Genomic DNA, 25,367 nt, shown 5'->3' on the forward strand with positions numbered 1-25,367 from the left:
GCAATGAGCAAGCCTACCGACAAAACAGTCAACGATCAGAGCTTCTGGCGAACCTTGCAAAAGGATTCGCCAGAATCTGATGCAAAGACTCCCAGGCTGGTCGATCTGACAGCCGATATGTCGGAGCTGACACTCAAGGAAAGAGACGAGCGGCGTCGCTCTTTACGCTCCATGCTGGCAGCCACGGTGGCTCGCCAGCAAAAGGTGCGGCGCAATCGCTTACCGCCACTGACCCCCGGGCTTGTTGTCAGAATCAAAGACGGTGAGTTCAGGCAGCAACTAGGCACGGTTCGAGATGCCGACTATATTCATAGTCGTGTATTGCTTGGCATTGAAGGCGAGTCTGAGCAACAATGGATTGAGTTTGCTCACATCGCTGCTCTGATAAAGGATGATGTGGCAGGCTCTTGAGCTAAGCCAGAGACAGAGACCCCGTCATGAACCACGTCCGACGTGTGTTCAGCCTCGATCTGAGATCGATCGCGCTGTTCCGCATTTTACTTGCAATGCTGCTGCTGGCAGACCTGGCCTTGCGCAGTGTCGACCTGACAACCTTTTATACCGATGACGGGGTTTTGCCGCGACGTAGCTGGTTGCTGCTGACACACCGATGGCACTGGTCAATTCATGGAGCCAGTGGCGAGCTCTGGTGGCAGGTACTGCTATTCATGCTGGCTGCCGGTTTTGCCTTCGCCCTGCTCTTCGGGTATCGCAGCAAGCTGGCTGCCGCCGCCTCTTTCATCCTGTTGGCTTCCCTCCTCAATCGCAATGGTCTGATACTGCAAGGGGGCGATAATCTGCTGGTCATCATGAGCTTCTGGGCAATGTTTCTGCCACTGGGTGCACGCTACTCGATCGATGCAGCCTTGCAAGAAGCCCATCAGCACAATCCCAATGGTTTGCCGAGCAACGCCTATCGTGAGCAACCCTATTTTTCCGTAGCCACTGTCGCCATTGTCCTGCAAGTGCTGTATCTGTACTTTTTCACCGCTTTGATGAAAACCGGTGATGCCTGGACGACCCGCTTTGATGCCGCCTACTACGCAGTCAGTCTGCAGCATTTCGCCACGCCCATCGGCGACTGGATCAGGCAGTTCCCCACCTTGCTCAAAGGCGCGACAATCTTTGTTCTGGTTGTCGAATTCATCGGACCGCTACTGGTAATCAGCCCCTTCTTCTGGCCCTGGATGCGCCTTGCAGGCCTGTTACTTCTTGGCTCTTTGCATTTCGCCTTTTTGCTCATGCTGCACATCGGCCTGTTTCCGCTGATCGATTTCATGGCATTGAGCCTGCTCATACCAGGCACTCTGTGGGCCTGCCTGCGCAACACTCAAAGCCAGATCGCACGTCGCCAGCAGCTCGAAGCTATCGTGATCTATTACGACGAGGATTGTGCCTTCTGTCTGAAAATGTGTCTGATTCTGCGCTGCTTTCTACTGCCGCAGGGCACTTGCATTCTGCCTGCGCAAAACTACCCGCTTGTACACGCCATCATGGAGCATGAGAACACCTGGGTGATAAAAGACCCGCAAGGCAAATACCAGACTCAATGGCGGGCCATGGCATTCCTGTTCTCGCAACGCTGGCCCTTCAAACCGCTGGGATGGCTGATGTCCAGCTGGGTACTGCGAGGCGCTGGCAAGCGCGTCTATCGCTGGGTGGCAGAAAATCGCGGCCTCATGGGCACACTAAGCAGTCGCGTATTGCCTTTCAGAGCACTCAAGACAAGGCCAACGCTGGCAGGCTCTCTGCTCGCTGGCCTGTTCTTCTACGTCGTGACCAGTTTCAACATCTACGAATTGCCGGGCAATCGTGGGCAGATGCCAGAGCACGTCAATCATCTTGCACGCACAGTTCGACTGGATCAGCGCTGGGACATGTTCGCCCCCTACCCTCTGACAACCTCATCCTATCTGCTCATTCCCGGAACCTTGCGTAACGGCGAGCAGGTAGATCTGTATTCACTGACCTCCAGCAAACAGGACTGGCAGACACCAGAACGCTTCTACCCACTCTATGAAAGCTATCGATGGCGCAAATACCTTGGCCGCGTCGATGGGCACTCGAACAATACGGTGCGCTCGGCATTGGGCAGCTATCTGTGCAAAAGCTGGAACCAGCAACCACGAGAGCGTGAGACGCAACTGGCGACACTGGAGATCTTCGTGGTCAAGCATCGCACCAATACCCAAGGTACGCCCAAAGAAGAATCAAGGCACAAACTGTGGCGTCACTGGTGTTATGCAGAGTTTGCCGATTCCTGAGGCTCTTCAGTGCAACTAACTGACGATATAACTGGCATTACCGGTTGCAATCAATGAGTCCTGGTCGTTGCTCAGACGCATACTGCAGACAGCCACGCGACGCCCCAACCGCACCACCTCGCCCACGGCCGTAAATTCGCTGCCAATACCCTGGCGCAGATAATCAACACGCAGGTCAATAGTGGCCAGGCGTGAGAAGCGTTCAAGGATCTGCAGCGTGGAATCTGCAGGATGAAATGCGGCGATTCCCATCATGACGGCCAGACCACCGGCAACATCCAGTACAGAGGCAATCACCCCTCCATGCAGGCGACCGTGCAGGTAATGTCCAATCAGCTCTGGCCGCATCTGGAAATTGATACGGACAGGTCCCGGCTCAAGTTGGTCTATGCGAAAGCCGAGAAACTCGTTGAAGCTGATTTTTTGCTCAAACAACGTTGTAATTTCTGCAACCAGTTGCCGTTGTTCCTGCTCTGAGCGCTGTGCATCGGCAGAAGGTGGCTGCGAGCGATCTGATTCGGTTGTCACGTTGGCTTGATAGTTCAAAACGGGGGTGTCATGAGCATAACAGCCTGTATTCACTCTGCTACCGTGTAAAAATGTCTCTAAAGTCCGTCAAACCTGAAACGTTTAGCGTATTTGAGGCGTACTCACGCCCAGCTGGCCGCTAAACAGTTACCATACTCGATTACACCGAGATCTGTTCCATGTCCGCCAGGCCTGCAAAAGACCAAACACGCGCGTTATTCGACTATCCGCCGTACTGGGCCGAATGCTATGGCCGAGCTCCTTTCCTGCCCATGAACCGGGCAGAGATGGATGAGCTGGGCTGGGATAGCTGCGACATCATTGTCGTCACCGGCGATGCTTACGTTGATCACCCCAGTTTTGGCATGGCCATCATTGGCCGATTGCTCGAATCTCACGGGTTCCGCGTTGGCATCATTGCCCAGCCAGACTGGCAAAACGCCGACGCCTTCAAGCAACTGGGCGCACCCAATCTGTTCTTCGGTGTGACCTCCGGCAATATGGACTCCATGATCAACCGTTACACGGCTGATCGTAAAATTCGCTCGGACGATGCCTACACCCCTGATGATATTGGTGGCAAACGACCCGATCGCAGCACCATCGTGTATTCGCATCGCTGCCGGGAGGCTTATCAGGACGTCCCTATCGTCATAGGTGGCATTGAAGCCTCGCTGCGACGCATTGCCCATTACGATTACTGGCAGGACAAGGTTCGCCATTCCATTCTGGCTGATGCCAAGGCTGACATGCTGGTCTACGGTAACGGTGAACGTGCCATTGTCGATATCGCTCATCGACTCGCCGCTGGCAACCCCATTGACGAGATAACCGACCTGCGCGGCACCGCATTCATTGTGGATGACCTGCCCAGTGACTGGATCATCATCGATTCGAGCAAGATCGACAAGCCGGGCCGTATCGAAGAACCGGTCAATCCTTATGTCGTCCCCCAGGACGGTGCCGCCGAAGCCGCCGGTTCACCCTGCCAGGACGGCAGCGGCCAGACCAGTGAGCAGAGTCCGGCAATAAGCGCCGACACATCCCCAGCACTTGCAGATCTGCCTGCGCTGGAAATGGCAGTGGGTTCTACCACTCAAGTGCTCACTTTCATGAGCCGCGAAGAACGTCAGGCCATTCGCCAGCAAAAACGCAACATGACCGTTTTGCGGCTGCCCTCCTACGACATGGTCAAGAACGACAAGGTGCTCTATGCCCACGCCAATCGTGTGCTCCATCTTGAGACCAATCCAGGCAATGCACGAGCAATGGTGCAGAACCAGGGAGGCCAGAAATTATGGCTGAACCCACCGCCGATCCCTCTGACAACAGAGGAAATGGATTACGTCTTCGATCAACCGTATAAGCGGGTCCCTCATCCTCTGTACGGCAAGGCACGTATTCCTGCCTACGAAATGATTCGCTTCTCGATCAACATCATGCGCGGCTGTTTTGGCGGATGCACCTTCTGCTCGATTACCGAACACGAAGGCCGCGTCATACAGAATCGCTCCGAAGACTCGATCATCAAGGAAATCGAGATAATTCGCGACGAGGTTCCAGGCTTTACCGGCGTCATCTCGGATCTGGGCGGGCCGACGGCCAATATGTACCGCATTGCCTGCAAATCACGAGAAATCGAGGCCAACTGCCGATTGCCATCGTGTGTCTATCCGGACATCTGCTCCAACCTGGACACCGATCATTCCTCGCTGATCAAGCTCTACAAGCGCGCACGTGAATTGCCTGGCGTCAAGAAGGTTCTGATTGCCTCAGGCCTGCGTTATGACCTGGCAATCAAGTCCCCTGAGTATGTCGAGGAACTGGTGACGCACCATGTCGGTGGCTACCTGAAGATTGCTCCTGAGCATACTGAACGCGGACCTCTGGACAAGATGATGAAGCCGGGCATCGGTGCCTATGATCAATTCAAGGAGATGTTCGAGCACTTCACCAAGAAAGCTGGCAAGAAGCAGTTTCTGATTCCCTATTTCATTGCAGCCCATCCGGGAACGACCGATTCTGACATGATGAATCTGGCGATCTGGCTGAAAACCAATGGTTTCAGGGCCGATCAGGTACAGAATTTCTACCCCTCACCGATGGCGACAGCCACCACCATGTACCACACGGGCAAGAACCCCCTGAAGCGCATACGGCGTGATGGTGAGGAAGTGCCCATTCCCAAGAGTGGTACACAGCGAAAGCTGCACAAGGCATTTCTGCGCTATCACGATCCACAGAACTGGCCAATGCTGCGCGATGCCCTTCGATCCATGGGACGCAACGATCTTATTGGCAACGGCAAGCAGCATCTTATTCCCACCTACCAGCCCAAGGGCGACCAGGTGGGTTATCAGAATGCCCGGCGCAAGAACAGTACGCCGCTGGATAGAAAAAGCGGGCGCGGCGCAGCCGGAGTCGGCAAGGTGATAAAGGGACAGATACTGTCGCAGCACACCGGTCTGCCACCTCGCGAGACTAACTAGACCGGATTCGCCGGTCCAGGCGGGGCCTCTCAGGCCCCCATGCCCAGTCGCTGGGTCAGTATTGGTTTCAACAACTGACCCAGTTCCTCGGCAGCATTCAGCATGCCTCGGCTGAGACCGATATTGGTCGCTCTGACATAACGCTGACCCGCTCCACTTTGCAGCACCTCGTTAAAGTCACGGAGCATATCCACTGACTGGTTCTGGAACATGAAGGCCAGAGTTTCCAGTGAGCTTGCCTGATATTGTCTTCGCATGGCGCTCTGATGCGCCCTGGCAGCATCGATCAGGTCAGAGACGCTCTCTTGCTGGTGCGCCGGCAAGGCTGGCATCAGCCCGACCTGCAAAGCGACCTGCATACTGATGAGTGTATCCACAGCAGAATCTGTTGCATGCAATGACTTTTCCAACTCTGCAATGACAGCAGCGCGTTCGGGCTGCAAGCTGCGTATGCCCTGCAGGTCATGCCAGACATTAAATCGATCTGCATTACTCAGAATCGAGTTTTCTCTTTCGGCCTGACTGAGTTCACGCCCCGATTCACTTTGATAAAAAGTAGTCAGATAGCTGATATCGCCCGTGCTGAGTTCGCTTTCGAGCTGCAACGACAAGGAGGCTTGCAAGCGCTCGCTACTGAACACTTCCTGTAGCGCGCTGTGTAATGGTGGTATGTCTTGTTGTTCAAACGGTCCTAGCATGCCGCCGTTACGAATCGATTGTTCGAAACTGCTGATGACAGCTTTAGGCAGATTGTCCAGTTGTACGCTCAACCCGCTCAATCGCAGCAACTCGGCTACCGCTGAACTATGTGGCAGTAGCTGGTCCGGAAGAGGCGTTACATCCGATTCCACTGCTTGTACGGGTTCGTAAACAGAAAATAAAGCCAGCAGCGTCCAGGTCGCTGGCATTAATACCTGTGTGCGCTTGATCATGTGCCGCGCCTCTTGTTATTTATTATTGTTATTCAACCTGATAGTCACTCACCAGGCAGCAAAATAATTAACGGCACGTCGGGGGGTTATCCGACCATGCACGCTGCTTTATGTGCGCAACGCACATTTTCCCCGACAGTTTTGCAATCCAGCTCACACAATATGAGCCTTGCGATGCCCAACCCGGCATTGAAAATGCTGTCTGGGATTTTCTAGAAGGCCTTGTTGACAGCCCCGCCGTCGATCAGCAAGCTCTGACCAGTAATATAGCTAGCGTGTGTGCTACATAGAAATGCGCAGGCGGCTCCGAACTCTTCAGGCTGTCCGAATCGCCCAGCAGGAATGCTAGCGGCTCGCTTGGCCGCAGCATCCTCATAGGATTCCCCCAGACGTTCAGCAGTTGTCCTGATGCCACCTTGCAGGCGGTCTGTATCGAAGGCACCGGGCATGATCTGGTTTATGGTGACACCGGTTGAGGCAACCGAGCGTGAGACACCGGCCAGAAACGAGGTCAGACCGGCACGTGCACCGCTGGACAGGTCAAGCCCCGGAATGGGCGAGACGACAGACGAAGATGTGATGTTGACAATACGACCCCAGCCACGCTCCCCCATACCATCCACACAGGCACGAATCAGTTCCAGTGGCGTCACCATATTCATGGTCACACCTGCCAGCATCGCCTCACGATCGATTTCACGAAAATCCCGGAACGGCGGACCCCCATTGTTGTTAACCAGAATATCCGGGGCGGGACAGGCGGCAAACAAGGCGGCCTGGCCTTCGGCTGATGACACATCTGCCATCACGACGGTCACCGTCACACCGAACTTTTCCAGCTCCTTCTGTGTACTGGCAAGCTTTTGTTCATCGCGACCATTGATGACCAGATCCACACCCGCCTCTGCCAGTGACATGGCGCAAGCTCGACCGAGCCCGCGTGACGATGCACATACGATAGCTTTGCGGCCACTGATTCCGAGATCCATAGCGACTATATCCACACATGATTGACAGGACTGGCAGCATAACGCACCTACGGGGTCAGGCTCCAGTCAGGACTCAGGAATCCTCCAGACGCAGGCGCAGACGTTCGCGTGCCTCGACCAGTTGCCCGATGACATCCACCAGCCAGGGACCGGCGCAGATTGTCTGGTTGCTTGGCAGGGAAATGATCATCGGATCCAGACCTGCCTGGCGCAACGCCGGATGTTCAGCCAGCATCTGCCCGCGCGAATAGGTCCCCTTGCTGTAAGGCGATTCGATCAATGCATCCGGAGCCAGATGAATCATGTCCTCAAGCGCCAGAACACCATAGGATTCGATACCCTTGTCTGCCGCCACATTGTGCCAACCGGCCCGCTTCATGGCTTCACCACGCAACGACTGGTGGCCCACCGTATAACCGTTGGCATCATAGACGGCAGCCCGTGGTGATGAGCGACCACTGAGCCGCATGGCGGTATCCAGCTCATCGACCCGTCGATCCAGCTCTGCCAGTTGCTGCATCAGTGTCGCAATCACAGATTCGGCGCGTGCCTGCTGATGCAGAATGTCACCCATGCGCCGAATGTTATCCAGCATGGACTCGACCGAGTCGGCAATCTGCAGCGTCTCCACCTCCACTCCAATCTCATCGAGCAGAGACAGGGTGTAGCGTGAATTGTAGGGACCTGTTACCACCACATCCGGGGCGCGCGGCAAAATGTCTTCAGCCTGCGGCTCTGCCTGCGCATGGTTCTGCGCCTTGTCGTGAAAGTAGGACCCTGACGACTCCCGGCTCAAACGCGACAGAGCGCTTATCTGTGCGGGATCAGCCAGCAACATGACCATCTGGTCCACACACAGATTGATTGACAGCACACTGGGCAGCTTGCCGGTGTCGGCGGCTGCTGCTGCTGCTGCCGAAAAATTCATGCCAGCAGCTAGCAGCAGGGATAAGCCATGACGCTTCAGGACATCCATGCTGCCAACCGCCCGGCTTTGATTACAGCTGACTGATACGGCCGTGCAACGCCGGCTTGTAAGGTGCATTGGCAGCCAGATAGTCTGCGACGACATCTTCAACGTTCGGCCCAAAGTCATAAGCCTTCAGAGCGTTCTCGGCAAAGACCGAATAACCATCACCACCGCCTCTGACATAGTTGTTAGAGACAAGACCGTAAGTCGCCTCCGGATCAATCGGCTGCATTTCTCCATCAACATCAACCAGGACTTCAACAATGCGACCCTCATTGGCAGGCTTGGAAGGATCCCAGGTAAAGCTCAGACCAGCCACTTGTGGAAAACGTCCCTTGACCTCCTCAACCTGACTGACACCGTTCTCAAGAGCGGCAATCACATCAGCCCCTGTCAGCTCGAAAGTTGACAAGGTATTCTGAAATGGCAGCACGGTCAGCACCTCACCCATGGTGATTTCACCCGCATCGATAGTGGCGCGCACACCACCCGAATTCATGATCGCAATGCTTACGCCCTGATCCTTGACGCGATCCAGCAATGCGTCGGCAATCAGATTACCCATTTCGCATTCCTGCAAGCGACAGATATCACGGCTGCCTTCAATGACGCTGTCGGATACCGCAACAACCTTGTTGCGAATACTTTCCAACGGCTTGGCAAGCTCGGTAACCCGCGCCACTGTCTCTGCATTCTCGCTAACCGTACCGTCAACAGAAATCGGATCACCACTGGCGTCCATCACCTCACCGGCATCATTGAAGGTTACCGCCAGCTCGCCGACATACTTGCCATAGGCATAGGCTTGCACGATCGCGGTATCGCCCACCATCGTCGGATAGGGACCAGCTGCATCTTCATCCGTGTTCGATAAAAAGGTGTTGCTGTGGCCACCCACAATGACATCGACGCCGGTGGTTTCAGCAGCAACGCGTTTGTCGACTTCATAACCGGAGTGCGACAGAACGACAATGCGATTGATTCCCTGTGCGGTGAGTTCATCCACTTCACCCTGCACGGCTGCGACGGGGTCAGAGAAGGTAATGTTCTTGCCAGGGCTTGCCAGCTCACCCGTGTCTTGAGGCGTCAGACCAATGATGCCGTACTTCTTGCCAGCCTTTTCAACCACGGTGGACTTCATGATCTTGTTGGCGAGTGACTCATCCTTGCTAACGTCAGCATTTGACATCACGACCGGGAATTCAACGTTGTCGATGAAAGAGCGCAGCACCAATGGTCCGTCATCGAACTCATGGTTACCCACGGTCATACCGTCGTATTGCAGAGTATTCATGATCTCGGCTGCAACCTTGCCCTTGTAATAGGTATAGAACAAAGAGCCCTGGAACTGATCCCCACCGTCGAACAGCAACGCATCCGGATTGCGTTTGCGGGCGTCGCTAACGGCCGTTACCAGACGTGCAAAACCGCCAAAGCATTCGCCTGCCGTATTGTCTTCGGCCGAACAGGGGCTGTCGTACTTGGTAATAGGCTCGACTCTGGAATGAAAGTCGTTGGTATGCAAAATGGTGATCGTGTCATCTGCAATAGCCGTTGCGCCAAACGACAGAGCGCTTGTTGCCAGTACACAAGGCAAAATACGACGGTTCATACGCTTGCCGGTCTGTCGAACTCTAAAGAATCGGTTTTTCATCGAAGCAGTTTCCTCTGACAGTTACTCGTAGATGGGGAAAAACGTATTGAAGGCCAGTTCGGTAAAGACACCCGGATCATTGAATCGCTGATTGCGGTTCAAGCCACTCACAGCAGCCATGTCCTCATCAGTCAGTTCAAAATCGAACAGTGCCGCATTTTCCAGCAGACGCTCTGGTCGGGATGTTTTAGGGATGATGGAATTGCCGCGCTGTACACCCCAGCGCAGAATAACCTGTGCCGGCGTTCTGCCCAGACGCTCGGCAATGGCGATAACACTGGGCTGTTGCAATACCGACTGGCTCTCTTCTGCCATGCCCAGCTCCAGGTAGGACAGCGCACCCAATGGCGAGAAGGCAGTGACAGCAATGTCCTGCTCTGCACAGAAACGCACCAGTTTGTCCTGTGTCAGATAAGGGTGGGATTCTATCTGCAGTACAGCGGGCTCAATGCGTGCGTAGTTAAGCAAATCACGCATCAGGCTGACACCATAATTGCACACGCCGATATGCCGCGCCAGACCCGAGTCCACCAACGTCTCCATGGCGCGCCAGGTATCCTGCAGGGATACTGCAGCCGGTTTCATCATCGGTAACTCATCGCTGGGATCATGCACCCACTCGGGTGGGTAGCGAGTTTCAAACGGTACGAATTCCAGCGCGATCGGAAAATGCACCATATACAGATCCAGATAGTCCAGTCCCAGGTCGTCCAGAGTCTGGTCCATCGCCATGACCACATGATCCGGGTGATGATAGGTATTCCACAATTTGGAAGTCACCCACAGATCTTCGCGGGTACACAAGCCTTCCTCGATGGCGCGGCGAATACCCTCACCGACCTGTTTCTCGTTGCCATAGTCGCAGGCACTGTCCAGATGCCGGTAACCGGCACGAATGGCCTCGACCACGGCATCAGCCACCACGTCTTTGTCGATCTTCCATAATCCAAGGCCGATTACCGGCATCTGGCCATCAGCGCCGACTGGCTGGGTGGGAATTGTCGTCATACAGCTTCCTTTGTTCTTCATTGTGATTGGGAGATGGGTTGATTGCAGGCCTTTTACAGTTCGACAACCTGCCCGGTTCGAATGGATTCCTGAGCGGCTGCGCCCATGCGTACTGCTTTGGCGCCATCACTGACTGTCACTTCAACCGCTGCGCCCTGCAGCACTGCTTTGGCAAAACGCAGGTGCTGATAGAAGGTGGAACCATGATGGTCCCCTGCGGCTGCCAGTTGCGGATCGACTGCTATCACATCGATTTGTGGCTGACTCTGATCACGCGGACTGAAGACCACCCTGGAATGTCGTTCGCCAGCATCCGGCCAGAACCGGTCTGGCCCGGGTATATAGGCATCCAGTTTGCCCTTGTCGCCGATCGCTGTGAGTTGCTCCTGCGGTTCTGCGCCATCGGCAAACATGCACAACTCCAGAGCACCACGTGCACCATTGTCAAAGTCGACAATAACCAGTGCGTTGTCAATGATATCGGGTGTCCGGCCTTCGTAGGATTCATCCAGATGATTCACATCCATGCCACCACTGGCAAACACACGAACAGGCTCAGCGCCTGTCATGAGTCGCATCAGATCGAAGTGGTGGCAGCATTTTTCAACCAGCGTGCCGCCGGTATTTTCACTGAAGCGGTTCCAGTCACCGACTTTCTCCAGAAACGGATAGCGTTGCTCGCGAATGCTCAGCATACGCAGAGTACCAATCTCGCCACTGGCCAGTCGTTCCAGAAAACGCGCCGTCGGCGGCATATAGCGGTACTCCATGGCAACCCAGAAAGGCGCCGGATAACCCTCCAGTTGCTGCTGCAGATCATCACAGTCGCTGAGCTTTGTACACAAAGGCTTTTCCGTCAGAATCGCCTTACCCAGTGGTAACAATTCGGTGATGATGGCGTGGTGCGTAAAATTGGGTGACACGATAATGAAGGCATCCACATCATCACTGGACAACTCGGATAGCTGGCTGTAGGCCTGCACCTCTGTATTACCCAGCGAGCGCGCCAGCTCCAGCGCACTCTGGCGCATTCCCTCGTCCGGGTCGATAAGCGCCACCACTGAAAGTGGCAAATCGTGAATATCCCTGACAAGTGCAAGGTTTTTCAGGTGTTCCTGGCCCATCATGCCAGTGCCAATGATGGCGTAGCGAAGTATGTTCATATGCGAATTCTAGCCGCAATGTGTAAACGCCGGTTAAACTGCTTGTTATGATCAGAGACGCAAAATTCGGAATTGGCCAGGTAGTGCGACATCGTGTCTATCCATTCAGAGGAGTAATCTTCGATGTAGACCCGGTTTTCGGCAACTCGGACGAATGGTATGACGCCATTCCAGAGGCAGTCCGGCCTCGCAGGGACCAACCTTTCTACCATCTGTATGCCGAGAATGACGAGTCGGTATACGAAGCCTATGTCTCAGAGCAGAACCTGCTGCCTGACGAGGATGCCACCCCGCTGCGACATCCGCGCATTGCCGTGGACTTCGAACGCAGCCCGACAGGTGTTTATCGCCCCAGAAACCTGGCCGCTCATTAGCTACGTAGCTTCTCCCGACTCCTGACCCCATGGCCACACACGGCGTTCGTTACACCGAAGGTTCGATCCTCGGCCATGTCAGCACCCTGTCGATTACCTCGGCCATCGGCCTGTTCGCCATCTTTGCCGTGGACCTGGTCGATGTCTTCTTCATTGCCATGCTGGGTCAGCCGGAGCTGGCGGCAGCCGTAGGCTATGCCGGTACCGGCTTGTTTTTCGGTGCAGCCATCTGTATCGGCCTGTCCATTGCCACATCCACGGTGGTTGCTCAGGCCATGGGGGCCGGGCAGGAACAGGAGGCAGGTCGTCTGGCCACCCACGGCTTGCTGTTCAGCCTGGCACTGACCCTGCCTCTCACCCTGCTGGCCCTCTGGTTCGCCCCAGACCTACTGGCACTCATGGGCGCTAGCGGCGAGACCCTGCAGCTTGCTACACACTATTTTCGAATCGTCGGCGCCGCCTTGCCCATAATGGGACTGGGCATGGCAGGCACCTCCCTGCTACGCGCTGTTGGAGAAGCCCGTCTGTCGATGTGGGCCACCATCATTGCCGGTCTGGTTAATGCGGTACTGGACCCGATTCTGATTTTTGGCTTTGGCCTGGATCTTACCGGGGCGGCTATCGCCTCTGTGCTGTCCCGATTCACGGTTGCCGGCATGGCTTTGTACTACATCATCAAGCGCCATCAACTGATCCAGCGTCCGGCCCCCTCCAAACTGGGTCACGATGCACGTCAGCTGGGCAGCATAGCGGTGCCCTCGCTCATTACCAATCTGGCAGGCCCGATCGGTGCGGCCTATGCCACCACACAAATGTCCCGCTTCGGCACCGATGCGGTGGCAGCCGCCGCCGTTATCGGCCGCATCACACCGGTCGCCTTTGCCGGACTCTACGGACTATCCGGTGCCGTAGGCCCGGTCGCCTCACAGAATGTCGGAGCCGGCCAGACTCAACGCGTCAGCCAGACGCTCAAGGCCAGCGCCTTGTTTGTCACGCTTTATGTCATACCGGTCGCCATTGTGTTGTTTCTGGCCCGCCACTTTCTGGTGGAGGTGTTCGTCCTGCAAGCAGAGGCCGCAGAGCTGTTGCAGTTCTACTGCAGCTTTATCGTCATCACCTACTGGCTGTACGGCTTGCAACTTGCCGCCAACCCCTTGTTCACCGCACTGCGACATCCAGGCTATGCCACCATCAGCAACCTGTTTCGCGACTTGTGCCTGGGCATTCCCTTCATTCACCTGGGCAGCAACTGGTTCGGTGCTCCCGGCGTGCTCGGCGGTCAGGCACTGGGCAACATGATTGCCGGTATCGTCGCCTTCAGTGTCGCCTTGTGGCTGAGCAGCCGCCTGGAACGTGGACTATCGATCAGCCTGCCATTCTCCTTCTGCAACGGCAAGCAACGCTGGAACTTCTATCGCAGTCTGGCTCCCGGTGTGCAGCACCGCGGTCACTAGTTGGTCGAGAAATACATTAGCTCTGACTCATCAATCCGTATCAACAAATACATCTGCGAAAGCGGCCTCTGCCCCAGAAAGGCTGCAGATGCCTATGTCGCACGAGGTGTTGTCTTTATCAATGGCAAACAGGCAATCCTGGGTGATCAGGTCTCTGCCGGTGACAAGGTCACTGTCGATGGGCTGCCTATCGAACCACTAGCGCCTGAGAATGTGCTCTTCATCGCTTTGAACAAACCCGTTGGGGTGGTGTGTACTGCCGCAAAAACTGACAAACGTAATATCGTCGATTTTGTTGACCATCCATCCAGAATATTTCCGGTCGGCAGACTCGACAAAGACTCTCAAGGATTGATATTTCTGACTAACCGCTGCGATCTTGTCGACAAGATTCTGGGGGCCGGCAACCGGCATGAAAAGGAATACCGGGTCACCGTCAACAAGGCCATAACTGATGACTTCATAACCGGTATCAGCCATGGCGTGCCCATGCTCGGTGTCATCACGAAAGACTGTGTGGCTGTCAAAGAGTCGGACTATGTGTTCAGAATTACCTTGATTCAGGGGTTAAACCGACAGATTCGTCGTATGTGCAAACACTACGGCTATTCTGTGGAGAAGCTGGAGCGCTTTCGAATCATGCACATCAATCTGGATGGACTGGAGCTGGGTGAACGGCGTGATCTGACTGATGACGAGCTATCGGTATTGTTTCATGTATTGGAAACTCCACGTCGGTAGACTGATCAGGTTTTCCAGACGCTAATTGGCTCTTTTTGCATTCCGAGGATTGAATCATGAATACCCAGACGATCACAGAACCGGCACGCCAGATCGAGGTTGTCCACACAACGGACGTCCTGGTTGTCGGTTCAGGACCCGGCGGGCTGCCAGCAGCGTTAGCGGCTGCACGGGCGGGGGTTGAGGTCACGTTAGTTGAGCGCTTTGGTTGCTTCGGAGGTAACCTGACGGTTGTTGGCGTTGAGGGCATGCACTGGTATCGACACGAGCAAACGGTAGAATCCAACGGCATTGTCAGAGAGTTCGAAGAGGCCGCCAAACAGATGGGCGCCGCTGTACAGGAGTCCCAGTCACTGTCCTACGAGATCGACTCCGAAGGCTTCAAGCTGGTCGCTGACAAGTTGGTGCTGGACGAGGCCAATATCCGTCCCATGCTGCACCGCCAATTCGTCGCGCCCATCATGGAAGGCAATACCATCGTCGGAATCATTACCGAATCCAAAGCGGGACGCGAAGCGATCCTTGCCAAACGGGTCATCGATGCAACAGGTGATGCCGATGTCATCGCACGCGCAGGGGCACCGACGTTCATGACCCCCAAAGAATCCATGATGGCCGCCTCGGTCATGTTCCATGTCGCAGGCGTCGACAAGATCAAGTTCATGGAGGGTATCAAGGCTGATCCGCAAACCTACAAAGACTGGGGTGGCGGTGGCGAATGGAACATCGAGACGACGGGCAAAGAGGACGAGATGTTTTCGCCCTTCCTCAAAAAGCCGTTCGAGCAAGCCATCAAGGATGGCCTGATTCCCGCCAATCTCAATACGATTGCTGGAACCTGGGGGGCTATTCATGACACCGGCGAGCTGACCTATATGAATCTGATTCACCTGGATGGTTGTGATGGCACGGACCCGGACGACTTGACGCAGTTTGAATTCGAAGGCCGACGGCAATCCATGCTGGCCATTGAGGCCCTGCGACGCTATACCCCTGGCTGCAGTGGTATTCGACTCAGAAACTTTGGCATGACGATTGGTATTCGTGACACACGAAAGGTTGATTGCCTCTACAACATGACATCCACCGATGTGCGTGAGCAAGGACGCTTCGAGGACAGTGTTGGCATCTTCCCCGAGTTCATCGACGGTTATGGCATCCTGATCCTGCCGACGACGGGCCGCTATTTCGAAATCCCCTATCAGAACCTGTTACCCAAGGGTGTCGAAAATTTGTTGGTATCCGGGCGTGCAACCGGTGGCGACAGAGTCAGCCATGCCGCCACCAGGAATATGGCCTGTTGTGCTGTTACCGGGCAGGCAGCGGGTGTTGCCGCAGCCTTGTCCGTTAAATCCAGTCAATCGCTCGCCAAGGTCGATGTTCGCAGTATACAAAAGGAACTGGAACGACAAGGTGCACGCGTGCATTGACGAGTCTTGATGATCGCCAAGGCTATTTTTTCATAAACTATTTCACAGCGGCGAGATCGTAATTGACAGCCGCCATTTGCTCCCGGCTTACCAACGCTCCCGCCAGAGCCTTGCGAGCCTGCAGATGTGTTCTGGCATCGTTGATGGTTTCGACCGCACTCAGATGATTATTGGCAAAGCGCAAGACTGCCCCATCCTCTCTCATGACGCTGTCGTCGTCTGATGCGGCCAGTCCGGCAATCTGCAGCTTCCAGTCGGACTGATCAGACCAGAACCAGGGTACAGCTGCATAGGCTGTATGAGTACTGCTGACCAACCGGGCCGCAATCGTTTTTGCATGATCTGTTGCAGCCTGTACGCTTTCCAGTCGTATGGGCAGGCCCGTTACCGGGTTGGGGAAAACAGCGCAATCACCCATCGCAGAGATGGAATCATCATGGGTCAGCAGGTATTCATTGACAACAATTCCATTATCAACCAGTAGACCGGCAGCCGCGGCCAGCTCCGTATTGGGCACAACGCCCGCCGCAAGAAGCACGGTGTCAGCAGAAATTTGAGACCCATCAGCCAGAACCACCCCTTCACCAGTCACCGAATGAACGGGATTATCCAGATGGACAACCGTTCCCGCATCCCGATGTTTTGCCAGAAAACGTGCTGACATCTCTGGCGAAACAGCTCGCGACATCAAACGAGATGCAGCTTCCGCAACACAGACATCATGACCCATGCTGCGTGCAACCGCCGCGAACTCCAGGCCAATGAAGCCGCCCCCGATAACAACGCTGCTACGGGCAGCTGTCAAGGCCTGGCGCAAAGCCTGCGCATCATTCAAGGTGCGAAGATCCAGCGCGTGATGGAGCCCGGGTATCGGGGGGCGAAGATTTCGTGTGCCGGTGGCCAGTATCAGATGGTCATAGGCAAACGATTCCTTGCCAGCCCAGACCACTCGATCGGTACGATCAATTCGTTCAACTTCAACCCCCGTATGCAGGGTTATGTCCTTTCTTTCGAAAAAGGTTGCAGGTCGTATTTGCAACTTGCGAGCTTCGCCATCTTTCAAAAACGCCTTGGACAAGGGAGGACGCTGATACGGAAGGTGCTGCTCTGCCCCAATCAGTACGATACTGCCCTCAAAACCTTCCGCTCGCAAACTAATGGCAGCCTGCAACCCACCCTGGCCTGCGCCGACTATCACAATCCTGTCCATTGACTACTCCAGTTTCTTCGACCTTGTTTCGGAACGGCTTTAATGCCAGCGTGGCGTGAGTCCGTGATGGACGATACCAGCCACACGCGTTAACATTGCCGCCGCAACTTGCAGTTAAACAATTTCGCGCCTTGGACAAGCTCCTGGGCGCTCCGGTCGCAGCCTACCCGGATAAAACAAGGACAACAAGCATGAATACTCTCGTGATCTGCTCCGGCGGACTCGATTCCGTTACGCTCGCCTGGAAAGTGGCGTCCGAAGCCAAACTGGCAGGGCTGATCAGCTTCAATTACGGCCAGCGACACCTACGGGAACTGGATGCCGCAGCCAGCTGCGCACAACAACTTGACGTACCTCACGACATCGTCGATCTGCGTGCCCTGGCCAGCTTGCTGCCTGGTTCTGCCTTGACCGATCCTGATATTGACGTACCTCTCGGGCACTATCAGGAACAGAGCATGCGCAGCACCGTCGTGCCGAACCGCAACCCCATCATGATGAGCATCGCATTTGGTGTCGCCTCTGCACGCGCTCTGGATGCCGTTGCGCTTGCAGTACACGGGGGAGATCATTTCATCTATCCCGATTGTCGTCCAGGCTTCATCCACGCTTTCGCCCAGATGGAGCAACAAGCCCTGGAAGGGGTGCACTGCCCCCAGCTGCAAGCCCCCTTTGTCAATGGTTCAAAAGCCGATATCGTGCGTATTGGCTACGACCTCAAGGTGCCTTTTGCGGACACATGGAGCTGTTATGCAGGTAATGATGTCCACTGCGGCCGCTGTGGCACTTGCGTTGAGCGACGCGAAGCTTTTCAGTTGGCAGACGTGACAGATCCGACCACTTATGCCGATCCGCACTCGGCTATTCCATCACAACCTTAGAGGCAACACCCATGTCTGATGAAACAATTTACAGCGGATTAAAGCAATTAGGCGGCGCGACCGTACTACCCAACTCGCCTGAAGATGCCGAGCTGGAACGAGTCGCTAACCCTGAAGCGGGCACAGACTATCTGGTTCGATTTACGCAACCAGAATTCACCTCTCTGTGCCCGATGACAGGACAACCGGATTTTGCCCATTTAGTGATCGACTACATACCGGGTGAATGGCTGGTCGAGAGCAAGTCCCTGAAACTCTATCTGGGCTCTTTTCGTAACCATGGTGCATTTCACGAAGCCTGCACCGTCTCTATTGCCAAGCGCCTGGAAGAACTCCTGCAACCAGCCTGGTTGAGAATTGGCGGCTACTGGTTTCCACGCGGTGGCATGCCCATCGATGTCTTCTATCAGACCGGTGAAGCTCCGAGCGGTGTCTGGATACCTGAACAGAATGTGCCAGGTTATCGAGGTCGTGGCTGACAGACAAGCTGTCAGCCCATTCAGGCCACCTGCCCCATACTGCGCAGCACAGTCCGAGTTGCTGTCACCAGAGGATCATGGGTTTCGCTCAGCAGAGCTACCCGATCAAATCGTGCAGGATCGGCATTGACGGCCGCCCGTAACGCCTCACCGAATATCATGCGCAACTCGGTACCGATATTGTATTTGCAGATACTCGATGTTCTGGCAAGTTCAATACGCTGATCGGCCGGTACACCTGAACCTCCGTGGATAACCAGCGGCACCTCGGTACAGGCCTGGATGGCGCGGATACGCTCTTCGTCCAGTCGCCCACCAACGCCTTGCTGCAAATGCACATTGCCGACCGATACTGCCATGGCATCAACCCCGGTCTCAGAGGCGAAACGAGCGGCTTCTGCAGGGTCCGTACCTTTGGATTCTTCTCCATCGGCATAGCCAACGAAACCGATCTCACCTTCACAGGACACACCAGCAGCATGGGCCAGTTCGGCAATGGCGGCCGTCTCTGCAATATTCTGTTCCAGAGATTTGCGCGAACCGTCATACATGACAGAACTGAAGCCACAGTCGATGGCCATATGGCATTCTTCGAAAGAATAACCATGATCCAGATGCATCACTACCGGCACCGAAGCCTCATCAGCCAGCCAGCCCATCATCCTGCCCAGCACCGGCAAGGGCGTATGACTTCTACAGCCAGGCCCGGCTTGTAGTATCACAGGCACGCCTTCGGCTTCAGCGGCTGCCACAAAGGCTCGCATGTCCTCCCAACCCAGCGTCACCAGACCGGCAACTGCATAGCCCTGTTGCAATGCCGGCTGTAACACCTCGGCAAGTGTTGCGCGTGGCATTACTTGAACTTCGCGATCATGTCTTTGATGCCCGGTATCGTCTCTATCTGATAGGCATGCGTTGGCTGAAAGTATTGAACCAGAGAACGCTGAGACAGGCCTCCCAGAATAGTGAAGTAGTACATTTCATAGCCTGGCAGAGCCGCACAAGGGTGATAACCCTTGTCCAGACAGATGGTTGAACCATCAACGATATGGTAGGCATCACCCGGCTCATTGTCGACACGCTGCAACATCTGTACACCAGAACCATGGTTCGGGCGGAAGCGGAAATTGTAGGTTTCATCATGCCGTGTTTCGTCTGGCAATCGATCTGTATCGTGCTTGTGAGAAGGAAAGCCGGACCAACCGCCCTGACCTACCGTATACAGTTCGCTGACCAGCAAACGACCCACCTTGTCATGCTGCTTCTGCCCCAGGATATGCTTGATCTTGCGATGCGTCTTGGTGTCATCCGAACCATATTGGACCTTGTCCAGCTCTGCAACCCGAACATCAAAGGGTTCCAGCACCTTGTCATAACGTGCCCCAGCGATAAAAACTTCGGCATTATCAGAAACACAGGCCATCGTCACCTTGGCACCTGAGGGAATGTAGACACCTTCGGGCTCACCGTCCCAGACATCGACACCGCGATTGCCCAGATCGGTAAAGGATACGCCTTCAACCTCAATGTTCACGGTCCCTGTCGCCGGTGCGATACAGGTCTCGTAGCCTGGTACCTGGTATTCGAACGCCTGGCCTTTCTTCAACTTGACGATATTGAAATAGTTCAGCGGTACCAGCTTGTCATCGATATCGACAATGGGCTTATTCTGATTGTCATAGGGTGCAATATGCATGAGACGTTTCTCTTATGATTGAAGGGCGTGATCGACATGCTCAGCCAGAAAACTTTCCAGCTCGGCTGTCGATGGCATGGCAGGCGCACAACCGACTCGGGCGACTACCATGGAGGCGCAGGCAGATCCGCGGCGCACCGCATCGCGCAATGAATGCCCGGCCGCCAGGGAAGCAATCAAGCCGCCCATGAAACTATCGCCCGCACCGGTTGGTTTGAGCGCATTTGCCGGGTAGATACCCGTACGAAATTCTTCATCAGGGGTCAGGGTAATCGAGCCATGCTCACCCATCTTGTAGATGATAATGCTGGTATTTGCAGCCGCACTTGCAGCCGTACTTGCAGCCGCACTGGCATCTCCGCGTGCCAGTTCACGAGCCATGTCCAGGCCCTTGTCATAGTCACCGGCCATGAAACCGAATTCGACATCATTACCGATAATGATGTCACACAGCGCACCGGCGCGACTATAGACATCTGCCGCCTCTGCAGGCGATGCCCAGCTATAGGGTCGATAGTCGATATCGAATATCAGTGGAATGCCTGCCTGCCTTGCCAGTTCAAATGCCCGGAACGCAGCACTGCGTGAAGGTTCGGCTGCCAGCACGGTACCGGTAGTAATCAAGGCATCGAACGATGAGTAATCAACAGCCTCTACATCGGCAATACTCATCTGGAAGTCAGCGGCACCATTTCGATAAATAACCGTCTGATGATCCTCAATCCGGCTTTCCGATACCGCCAGTGAATTGCGAAATTCACCGCCAACCGAGCGCACATGCTTTCGTGCAACGCCATAGTGATCCAGCTGATTGAGACAGAACCGACCCACCGCATCGTCAGATACACAGGTAATCAGTGAAGCCTGCCCTCCCAACCGCGTGATCGCCACAGCGATATTGGCTGATGAGCCTCCCAGACTGGAAGAAAAAGAGGTGGCCTCTTCTGTTCGTGTGCCTGCAGGCTCAGGCGAAAAATCCATCCCCGCACGCCCCATCACCAGAAAACGCTTGCCGGCAAATACAGTTTTCATACTCAAACCCCGCGTCGCTGCTTGCTGCGACTGGACTCAACTTCCTCATGGGCAGCTCTGATCTTGCTGCTTTCACTGACTTGCGGCGTCCCTACTTCCCACCAGGTATGGCCTTCAGTGGTCCAGCCTTCATAGGCGTCAACCTTCATGACAATAACCGATGTCTTGCTCGCAGCCTTGGCACGTTTGAAGGCCTCACCCAGCTCACTGACATTCTCGACTGTTTCTGCCAGTGCGCCCATGGCACGAGCATGCGCTTCAAAGTCCACAGCAAAGGGGGAGTCAACCGTCGGACAGTCGCTCAACAGATTGTTGAAGCTCTCGTTACCGGTATTGTTCTGCAATTTGTTGATAACAGCGAATCCCCCATTATCCAGCACCAGGATGATCAGCTTCTTGCCAGTCAACACGCTGGAATAAACATCCGAGTTCATCAGCATATAGGAGCCATCGCCTGTAAAGACAATGGTGTCCTTGTCTGGCTGACGTTCTGCCTGCGCAATTCGTGCGCCCCAGCCACCGGCAATTTCGTAGCCCATGCAGGAAAAACCAAACTCGACATCAACGGTTCCGATGCCCAGTGTGCGCCAGTTGGCTGTCACTTCAGCAGGCAGGCCACCGGCGGCTGCCACCACACGATCTTGCGGATCACACAACTCATTGATCACACCAATCGCTTGTGCATAGGAATTGGGCCGGTTGCCATGAGCCACATTGACCGCAACGGTTGCATCCCATTGCTTGCGCTCTTCTGCCGCCAAGGTAGTCCAGCTTTGTGGACATTGATAGCCACTCATCAAATCGGCCAGTTGCTCCAGTGCCACCCTTGCATCACCAACCACCGGCAAGGAACAATGTTTACCCGCATCATGGCGAGCGGCATTGATGGATATGAATTGAGCCTCTTGTGCAAAGGCTGTCCAGGAACCCGTGGTGAAATCCTGTAATCGGGTACCCACCGCAAGAATGACATCAGCCTTCTCTGCCAGTGCATTCGCAGAATCCGAACCGGTGACGCCAACCGGGCCGGCATTGAGAGGATGAGTAGCCAACAGGTTGGCACGCCCCGCAATGGTCTCAACCACAGGAATCTGATGCGCCTCGGCAAAATGGCTGAGCTCTTTGACAGCCCCGGAATATTGCACGCCACCACCGGCGATGATCAGTGGCCGGGCAGCACTTTTCAAAAGCTGCACCGCATCGGCCAGCTCCTGCTTATCAGGTGCGGCTCGGCGAATCCGGTGCACCTTGCGCTCAAAGAAGACGGCAGGGTAATCGTAGGCCCAGCCCTGCACATCCTGCGGCAAGCCCAGGAAGGCAGGTCCGCAATCGCCCGGATCAAGCATGGTGGCGATGGCATTAGGCAAGCTCTGGATGATCTGGGCGGGATGGACGATACGATCCCAGTAGCGTGTCACCGCCTTGAAGGCATCATTGACACCCAGACTCGGATTGTTGAAATGTTCCATTTGCTGCAATACCGGATCCGGCAAGCGAGTGACATAGGTATCACCGCACAGCAGTAGCATGGGTAGTCGGTTGGCGTGTGCCAGCGCGGCGGATGTCAACAGGTTACTAGTACCCGGACCTGCCGATGCGGTACAGAACATCAAGCGCTGGCGCAGGTGATATTTTGCATAGGCTGCCGCTGCAAAACCCATGCTCTGTTCGTTCTGGCCTCGGTACAACGGCAGTTCGTCTTTATGTTGATACAGGGCCTCACCCAGACAGGTGACATTGCCATGGCCAAAAATGCCGAATCCACCTCCAAACAGGCGTTGTTCCTGTTCTTCTATGACAATGTACTGATTGGCCATCCAGCGAACAATCGCCTGCGCCAGAGTCAATCGGATAGTAGTGCTTTGGTCAGCCATGGTATTTACTCGGGACCGTGGGTCAGGTACGTGTCCAAATTAGATGGACGACTTGTATTGACGGTGCAACAGACGACAGAATACAATAAATGCAACCGGTTGCAAACCTTTGGACATAATCAAATAATGAGCATCAGAATTGGCAACGCACCCTGCTCATGGGGTGTAGAGTTCGCAAAGGACGACAGAAACCCCACGTGGCAGACTGTCCTCGAACAATGTAGCCGCGCTGGCTATACCGGCATCGAGCTGGGTCCCGTCGGCTTCATGCCGGAAGACCCTGCCGAACTCGGTGACGCCCTGGCAGCCCACAAGATGGAACTGATTGGTGGCGTTGTGTTTCGCGCATTCCACGACAAGAACCAGTGGGACGATGTCATGGACGGTGCGGTACGCACCTGCAAGGCCCTGCAGGCTCACGGCGCCAAACACTTCGTTCTGATTGATTCCATCTCGCCGCGCCGCGCACCCACAGCAGGGCGCGGCAGCGAGGCGGAACAAATGGATACGGCCGAATGGACAGCCTATCGTGATCGCATCATGACCATCGCCAAACTCGGCTATGAAGAATACGGACTGATCCCCGAAATCCACCCACACGCTGGCGGTTTCATGGATTTTGAACCCGAAGTAGAAAGATTACTGGAAGAGACAGATCCTGAAAAACTCAAGATCTGCATCGACACGGGCCATTGCACCTACGCAGGTTTTGATCCGGTTGCGTTCATGCAACGGCATATGGAGCGCATCACTTATGTGCATTTCAAATCCACCGATGCCAAAGTCAAAGCGGCAGCCATTGCAAATCGCACTGGCTTCTATGAGGCCTGCGGACAAGGTATTTTCTGTAATCTGGCAGACGGCGAAGTCGATTTTCCCGCCGTGCGCAAACTGCTGCTCGATGCCAACTATTCAGGCTGGTGCACCATAGAACAAGATTGCGATCCACTGCTGGACCCTGACCCTGAACGCGATGCACGTCTGAATCGTGAATACCTGCAATCCATCGGCTTCGCCTGATCCAACAACGAATATATCGACATGAGTAAATTGAGCTGGGGAATGATTGGCGGCGGTGAAGGCAGCCAGATTGGTCCCGCCCACCGACTAGGTTCAGGCCTGGATGGCCTGTTTGAATTCACGGCTGGTGCTCTGGACCACAGACCGGAGGCCGGACGTAGCTACGGACAGCAACTGGGCCTTGCCGCTGATCGCTCCTATGGCGATTGGCGTGAAATGCTTGAAGGTGAGTCGGCACGGGAGGACCGTGTTGACCTGGTGACCGTGGCCACTCCCAACTCCACACACTTTGAGATCACCAAGGCATATCTGGAAGCAGGCTTTCACGTTTTGTGTGAAAAACCGATGACCATGACCGTCGATGAAGGCGAGCAGATTGTCAGAATAGCCCAGGAGAACAAGCGAATCTGTGCGGTCAACTATGGCTATACCGGTTACTCCCTGGTACGACATATGCGCGCCATGGTAGCCCGTGGTGATCTGGGCAAGATCCGTCTGGTCAATGCCGAGTTCGCACATGGTCATCACGCCGATGCAGCCGATGCCGACAACCCTCGCGTACGCTGGCGCTATGATCCTGCACAGGCCGGTGTGTCGGCGCAATTTGCCGACTGCGGTATTCACGCCCTGCATATGGCAAGCTTTGTTACCGGTCAGGAAGTCACCAAACTATCGGCTGATATCGTCTCCTGCATCGCCTCGCGTGAACTGGAAGACGATGCCATGGTCAATTTTCGCATGGATGGCGGCACCGTCGGTCGTCTGTGGACCTCCTCGATTGCCATCGGCCGCCAACATGGTCTCAGCATTCAGGTTTTTGGTGAAAAAGGCGGCTTGCGCTGGTCACAGGAACAACCCAATCAGCTGTACTGGATGCCGCTGAACCAGCGCCTGCAGATCATCGAACGCGGTGAGACCAACCTGTCTCCAGAAGCTGATCGGGCCACTCGTGTGACCATCGGCCATGCCGAAGGTATGCCGCTGGCTTTTGCCAACATCTACAAGGATCTGGCTGAAGCCATCCGTGCAGAAAAGGAGACTCGCCCCACTGACCCAGCGGCTGATCTGTATCCTCGAGCGACAGACGGATTACGCTCCATGGCAGCAGTGGTGGCCGTGGCTAAATCCGGCGCGGCTGGCGGTGAGTGGGTGGACGCACGCCCACCCATGTTCAGATGA

Annotated in this window: 23 protein-coding genes; 11 read left to right on the forward strand and 12 right to left on the reverse strand. The window is 55.1% G+C overall.

Features of this window, described 5'->3' with window-relative positions:
- The first annotated feature begins 3 nt into the window (after positions 1-3).
- Together IMCC3135_RS21050 and IMCC3135_RS21055 are read left to right on the forward strand one after the other, a co-directional pair.
- Positions 4-411, forward strand: coding sequence for a hypothetical protein (locus IMCC3135_RS21050; RefSeq protein ID WP_088919388.1), 408 nt, complete (start codon positions 4-6; stop codon positions 409-411).
- Between the two features lie 26 nt (positions 412-437).
- Positions 438-2,264 carry an HTTM domain-containing protein gene (locus IMCC3135_RS21055; RefSeq protein WP_088919389.1) on the forward strand — a complete coding sequence of 609 codons (1,827 nt, stop codon included), beginning with the start codon at positions 438-440 and terminating at the stop codon, positions 2,262-2,264.
- A 15-nt stretch (positions 2,265-2,279) separates the two neighbouring features.
- On the opposite strand, the gene IMCC3135_RS21060 is transcribed toward IMCC3135_RS21055, so the two are convergent.
- Positions 2,280-2,846, reverse strand: a complete 567-nt coding sequence (locus tag IMCC3135_RS21060) for a thioesterase family protein (RefSeq protein WP_205737652.1) — start codon at positions 2,844-2,846, stop codon at positions 2,280-2,282.
- 125 nt (positions 2,847-2,971) lie between these two features.
- On the opposite strand from IMCC3135_RS21060, the gene IMCC3135_RS21065 reads away from it, so the two are divergent.
- The gene (locus IMCC3135_RS21065; RefSeq protein WP_088919390.1) at positions 2,972-5,281 is read left to right on the forward strand and encodes a YgiQ family radical SAM protein; all 2,310 of its coding nucleotides are present in this window, start codon (positions 2,972-2,974) and stop codon (positions 5,279-5,281) included.
- Between the two features lie 29 nt (positions 5,282-5,310).
- On the opposite strand, the gene IMCC3135_RS21070 is transcribed toward IMCC3135_RS21065, so the two are convergent.
- The 6 genes from IMCC3135_RS21070 to IMCC3135_RS21095 form a co-directional block, all read right to left on the reverse strand.
- Positions 5,311-6,213 (reverse strand): hypothetical protein, encoded by a 903-nt coding sequence (locus tag IMCC3135_RS21070; protein ID WP_088919391.1) that lies wholly within the window; start codon positions 6,211-6,213, stop codon positions 5,311-5,313.
- Between the two features lie 212 nt (positions 6,214-6,425).
- Positions 6,426-7,202, reverse strand: coding sequence for an SDR family oxidoreductase (locus IMCC3135_RS21075; protein ID WP_088919392.1), 777 nt, complete (start codon positions 7,200-7,202; stop codon positions 6,426-6,428).
- 73 nt (positions 7,203-7,275) lie between these two features.
- On the reverse strand, positions 7,276-8,178 hold the full coding sequence (locus tag IMCC3135_RS21080; protein ID WP_157736158.1) for an ABC transporter substrate-binding protein: 903 nt from the start codon (positions 8,176-8,178) through the stop codon (positions 7,276-7,278).
- Between the two features lie 22 nt (positions 8,179-8,200).
- Entirely contained in the window at positions 8,201-9,826 is a 1,626-nt protein-coding gene (locus IMCC3135_RS21085) for a bifunctional metallophosphatase/5'-nucleotidase (RefSeq protein WP_205737653.1), read from the reverse strand.
- A gap of 21 nt (positions 9,827-9,847) precedes the next feature.
- Entirely contained in the window at positions 9,848-10,834 is a 987-nt protein-coding gene (locus IMCC3135_RS21090) for an aldo/keto reductase (RefSeq protein ID WP_088921993.1), read from the reverse strand.
- A gap of 53 nt (positions 10,835-10,887) precedes the next feature.
- Entirely contained in the window at positions 10,888-11,997 is a 1,110-nt protein-coding gene (locus tag IMCC3135_RS21095; protein ID WP_088919394.1) for a Gfo/Idh/MocA family protein, read from the reverse strand.
- Positions 11,998-12,044: 47 nt separating this feature from the next.
- On the opposite strand from IMCC3135_RS21095, the gene hspQ reads away from it, so the two are divergent.
- Genes hspQ through IMCC3135_RS21115 form a run of 4 tightly spaced genes read left to right on the forward strand, consistent with a single transcriptional unit; the run spans position 12,045 to position 15,996 of the window.
- Positions 12,045-12,371, forward strand: coding sequence for a heat shock protein HspQ (hspQ, locus tag IMCC3135_RS21100; protein WP_088919395.1), 327 nt, complete (start codon positions 12,045-12,047; stop codon positions 12,369-12,371).
- A gap of 29 nt (positions 12,372-12,400) precedes the next feature.
- Complete coding sequence (locus IMCC3135_RS21105) at positions 12,401-13,825, forward strand: MATE family efflux transporter (protein ID WP_088919396.1); 1,425 nt, start codon at positions 12,401-12,403, stop codon at positions 13,823-13,825.
- Positions 13,826-14,566: a 23S rRNA pseudouridine(2604) synthase RluF gene (gene rluF, locus IMCC3135_RS21110; protein WP_236994629.1), complete on the forward strand. Its 741-nt coding sequence runs from the start codon at positions 13,826-13,828 to the stop codon at positions 14,564-14,566.
- A gap of 56 nt (positions 14,567-14,622) precedes the next feature.
- Positions 14,623-15,996, forward strand: coding sequence for an FAD-dependent oxidoreductase (locus IMCC3135_RS21115; RefSeq protein WP_088919397.1), 1,374 nt, complete (start codon positions 14,623-14,625; stop codon positions 15,994-15,996).
- 37 nt (positions 15,997-16,033) lie between these two features.
- On the opposite strand, the gene IMCC3135_RS21120 is transcribed toward IMCC3135_RS21115, so the two are convergent.
- Positions 16,034-17,206, reverse strand: a complete 1,173-nt coding sequence (locus IMCC3135_RS21120; RefSeq protein WP_088919398.1) for an NAD(P)/FAD-dependent oxidoreductase — start codon at positions 17,204-17,206, stop codon at positions 16,034-16,036.
- A gap of 191 nt (positions 17,207-17,397) precedes the next feature.
- Between IMCC3135_RS21120 and queC the strand changes: the two genes are divergently transcribed.
- On the forward strand, positions 17,398-18,087 hold the full coding sequence (queC, locus tag IMCC3135_RS21125; protein ID WP_088919399.1) for a 7-cyano-7-deazaguanine synthase QueC: 690 nt from the start codon (positions 17,398-17,400) through the stop codon (positions 18,085-18,087).
- An 11-nt stretch (positions 18,088-18,098) separates the two neighbouring features.
- Positions 18,099-18,566: a preQ(1) synthase gene (queF, locus tag IMCC3135_RS35170; protein ID WP_088919400.1), complete on the forward strand. Its 468-nt coding sequence runs from the start codon at positions 18,099-18,101 to the stop codon at positions 18,564-18,566.
- A 20-nt stretch (positions 18,567-18,586) separates the two neighbouring features.
- On the opposite strand, the gene IMCC3135_RS21135 is transcribed toward queF, so the two are convergent.
- Genes IMCC3135_RS21135 through iolD form a run of 4 tightly spaced genes read right to left on the reverse strand, consistent with a single transcriptional unit; the run spans position 18,587 to position 23,168 of the window.
- Positions 18,587-19,420, reverse strand: coding sequence for a class II fructose-bisphosphate aldolase (locus IMCC3135_RS21135; protein WP_088919401.1), 834 nt, complete (start codon positions 19,418-19,420; stop codon positions 18,587-18,589).
- Positions 19,420-20,262, reverse strand: a complete 843-nt coding sequence (locus IMCC3135_RS21140) for a 5-deoxy-glucuronate isomerase (RefSeq protein WP_088919402.1) — start codon at positions 20,260-20,262, stop codon at positions 19,420-19,422. The genes IMCC3135_RS21135 and IMCC3135_RS21140 overlap by 1 nt, the downstream gene beginning before the upstream one ends.
- 12 nt (positions 20,263-20,274) lie before the next feature.
- Entirely contained in the window at positions 20,275-21,294 is a 1,020-nt protein-coding gene (iolC, locus tag IMCC3135_RS21145) for a 5-dehydro-2-deoxygluconokinase (RefSeq protein WP_088919403.1), read from the reverse strand.
- Positions 21,295-21,296: 2 nt separating this feature from the next.
- Entirely contained in the window at positions 21,297-23,168 is a 1,872-nt protein-coding gene (gene iolD, locus IMCC3135_RS21150; RefSeq protein WP_088919404.1) for a 3D-(3,5/4)-trihydroxycyclohexane-1,2-dione acylhydrolase (decyclizing), read from the reverse strand.
- A gap of 126 nt (positions 23,169-23,294) precedes the next feature.
- On the opposite strand from iolD, the gene IMCC3135_RS21155 reads away from it, so the two are divergent.
- Both IMCC3135_RS21155 and IMCC3135_RS21160 read left to right on the forward strand, forming a co-directional pair.
- Positions 23,295-24,188 (forward strand): sugar phosphate isomerase/epimerase family protein, encoded by an 894-nt coding sequence (locus IMCC3135_RS21155; protein ID WP_088919405.1) that lies wholly within the window; start codon positions 23,295-23,297, stop codon positions 24,186-24,188.
- 21 nt (positions 24,189-24,209) lie between these two features.
- Positions 24,210-25,367 carry a Gfo/Idh/MocA family protein gene (locus IMCC3135_RS21160; protein WP_088919406.1) on the forward strand — a complete coding sequence of 386 codons (1,158 nt, stop codon included), beginning with the start codon at positions 24,210-24,212 and terminating at the stop codon, positions 25,365-25,367.

The sequence above is a fragment of the Granulosicoccus antarcticus IMCC3135 genome, assembly GCF_002215215.1.
In the GTDB taxonomy this organism is placed as follows: domain Bacteria; phylum Pseudomonadota; class Gammaproteobacteria; order Granulosicoccales; family Granulosicoccaceae; genus Granulosicoccus; species Granulosicoccus antarcticus.

Bases quoted from the DNA above. Each gene is read 5' to 3' on its own strand.
- IMCC3135_RS21050 (WP_088919388.1), top strand. From the start codon at position 4: ATGAGCAAGCCTACCGACAAAACAGTCAACGATCAGAGCTTCTGGCGA.
- IMCC3135_RS21055 (WP_088919389.1), top strand. From the start codon at position 438: ATGAACCACGTCCGACGTGTGTTCAGCCTCGATCTGAGATCGATCGCG.
- IMCC3135_RS21065 (WP_088919390.1), top strand. From the start codon at position 2,972: ATGTCCGCCAGGCCTGCAAAAGACCAAACACGCGCGTTATTCGACTAT.
- IMCC3135_RS21070 (WP_088919391.1), bottom strand. From the start codon at position 6,213: ATGATCAAGCGCACACAGGTATTAATGCCAGCGACCTGGACGCTGCTG.
- IMCC3135_RS21075 (WP_088919392.1), bottom strand. From the start codon at position 7,202: ATGGATCTCGGAATCAGTGGCCGCAAAGCTATCGTATGTGCATCGTCA.
- IMCC3135_RS21080 (WP_157736158.1), bottom strand. From the start codon at position 8,178: ATGGATGTCCTGAAGCGTCATGGCTTATCCCTGCTGCTAGCTGCTGGC.
- IMCC3135_RS21085 (WP_205737653.1), bottom strand. From the start codon at position 9,826: ATGAAAAACCGATTCTTTAGAGTTCGACAGACCGGCAAGCGTATGAAC.
- IMCC3135_RS21090 (WP_088921993.1), bottom strand. From the start codon at position 10,834: ATGACGACAATTCCCACCCAGCCAGTCGGCGCTGATGGCCAGATGCCG.
- IMCC3135_RS21095 (WP_088919394.1), bottom strand. From the start codon at position 11,997: ATGAACATACTTCGCTACGCCATCATTGGCACTGGCATGATGGGCCAG.
- hspQ (WP_088919395.1), top strand. From the start codon at position 12,045: ATGATCAGAGACGCAAAATTCGGAATTGGCCAGGTAGTGCGACATCGT.
- IMCC3135_RS21105 (WP_088919396.1), top strand. From the start codon at position 12,401: ATGGCCACACACGGCGTTCGTTACACCGAAGGTTCGATCCTCGGCCAT.
- IMCC3135_RS21115 (WP_088919397.1), top strand. From the start codon at position 14,623: ATGAATACCCAGACGATCACAGAACCGGCACGCCAGATCGAGGTTGTC.
- IMCC3135_RS21120 (WP_088919398.1), bottom strand. From the start codon at position 17,206: ATGGACAGGATTGTGATAGTCGGCGCAGGCCAGGGTGGGTTGCAGGCT.
- queC (WP_088919399.1), top strand. From the start codon at position 17,398: ATGAATACTCTCGTGATCTGCTCCGGCGGACTCGATTCCGTTACGCTC.
- queF (WP_088919400.1), top strand. From the start codon at position 18,099: ATGTCTGATGAAACAATTTACAGCGGATTAAAGCAATTAGGCGGCGCG.
- IMCC3135_RS21135 (WP_088919401.1), bottom strand. From the start codon at position 19,420: ATGCCACGCGCAACACTTGCCGAGGTGTTACAGCCGGCATTGCAACAG.
- IMCC3135_RS21140 (WP_088919402.1), bottom strand. From the start codon at position 20,262: ATGCATATTGCACCCTATGACAATCAGAATAAGCCCATTGTCGATATC.
- iolC (WP_088919403.1), bottom strand. From the start codon at position 21,294: ATGAAAACTGTATTTGCCGGCAAGCGTTTTCTGGTGATGGGGCGTGCG.
- iolD (WP_088919404.1), bottom strand. From the start codon at position 23,168: ATGGCTGACCAAAGCACTACTATCCGATTGACTCTGGCGCAGGCGATT.
- IMCC3135_RS21155 (WP_088919405.1), top strand. From the start codon at position 23,295: ATGAGCATCAGAATTGGCAACGCACCCTGCTCATGGGGTGTAGAGTTC.
- IMCC3135_RS21160 (WP_088919406.1), top strand. From the start codon at position 24,210: ATGAGTAAATTGAGCTGGGGAATGATTGGCGGCGGTGAAGGCAGCCAG.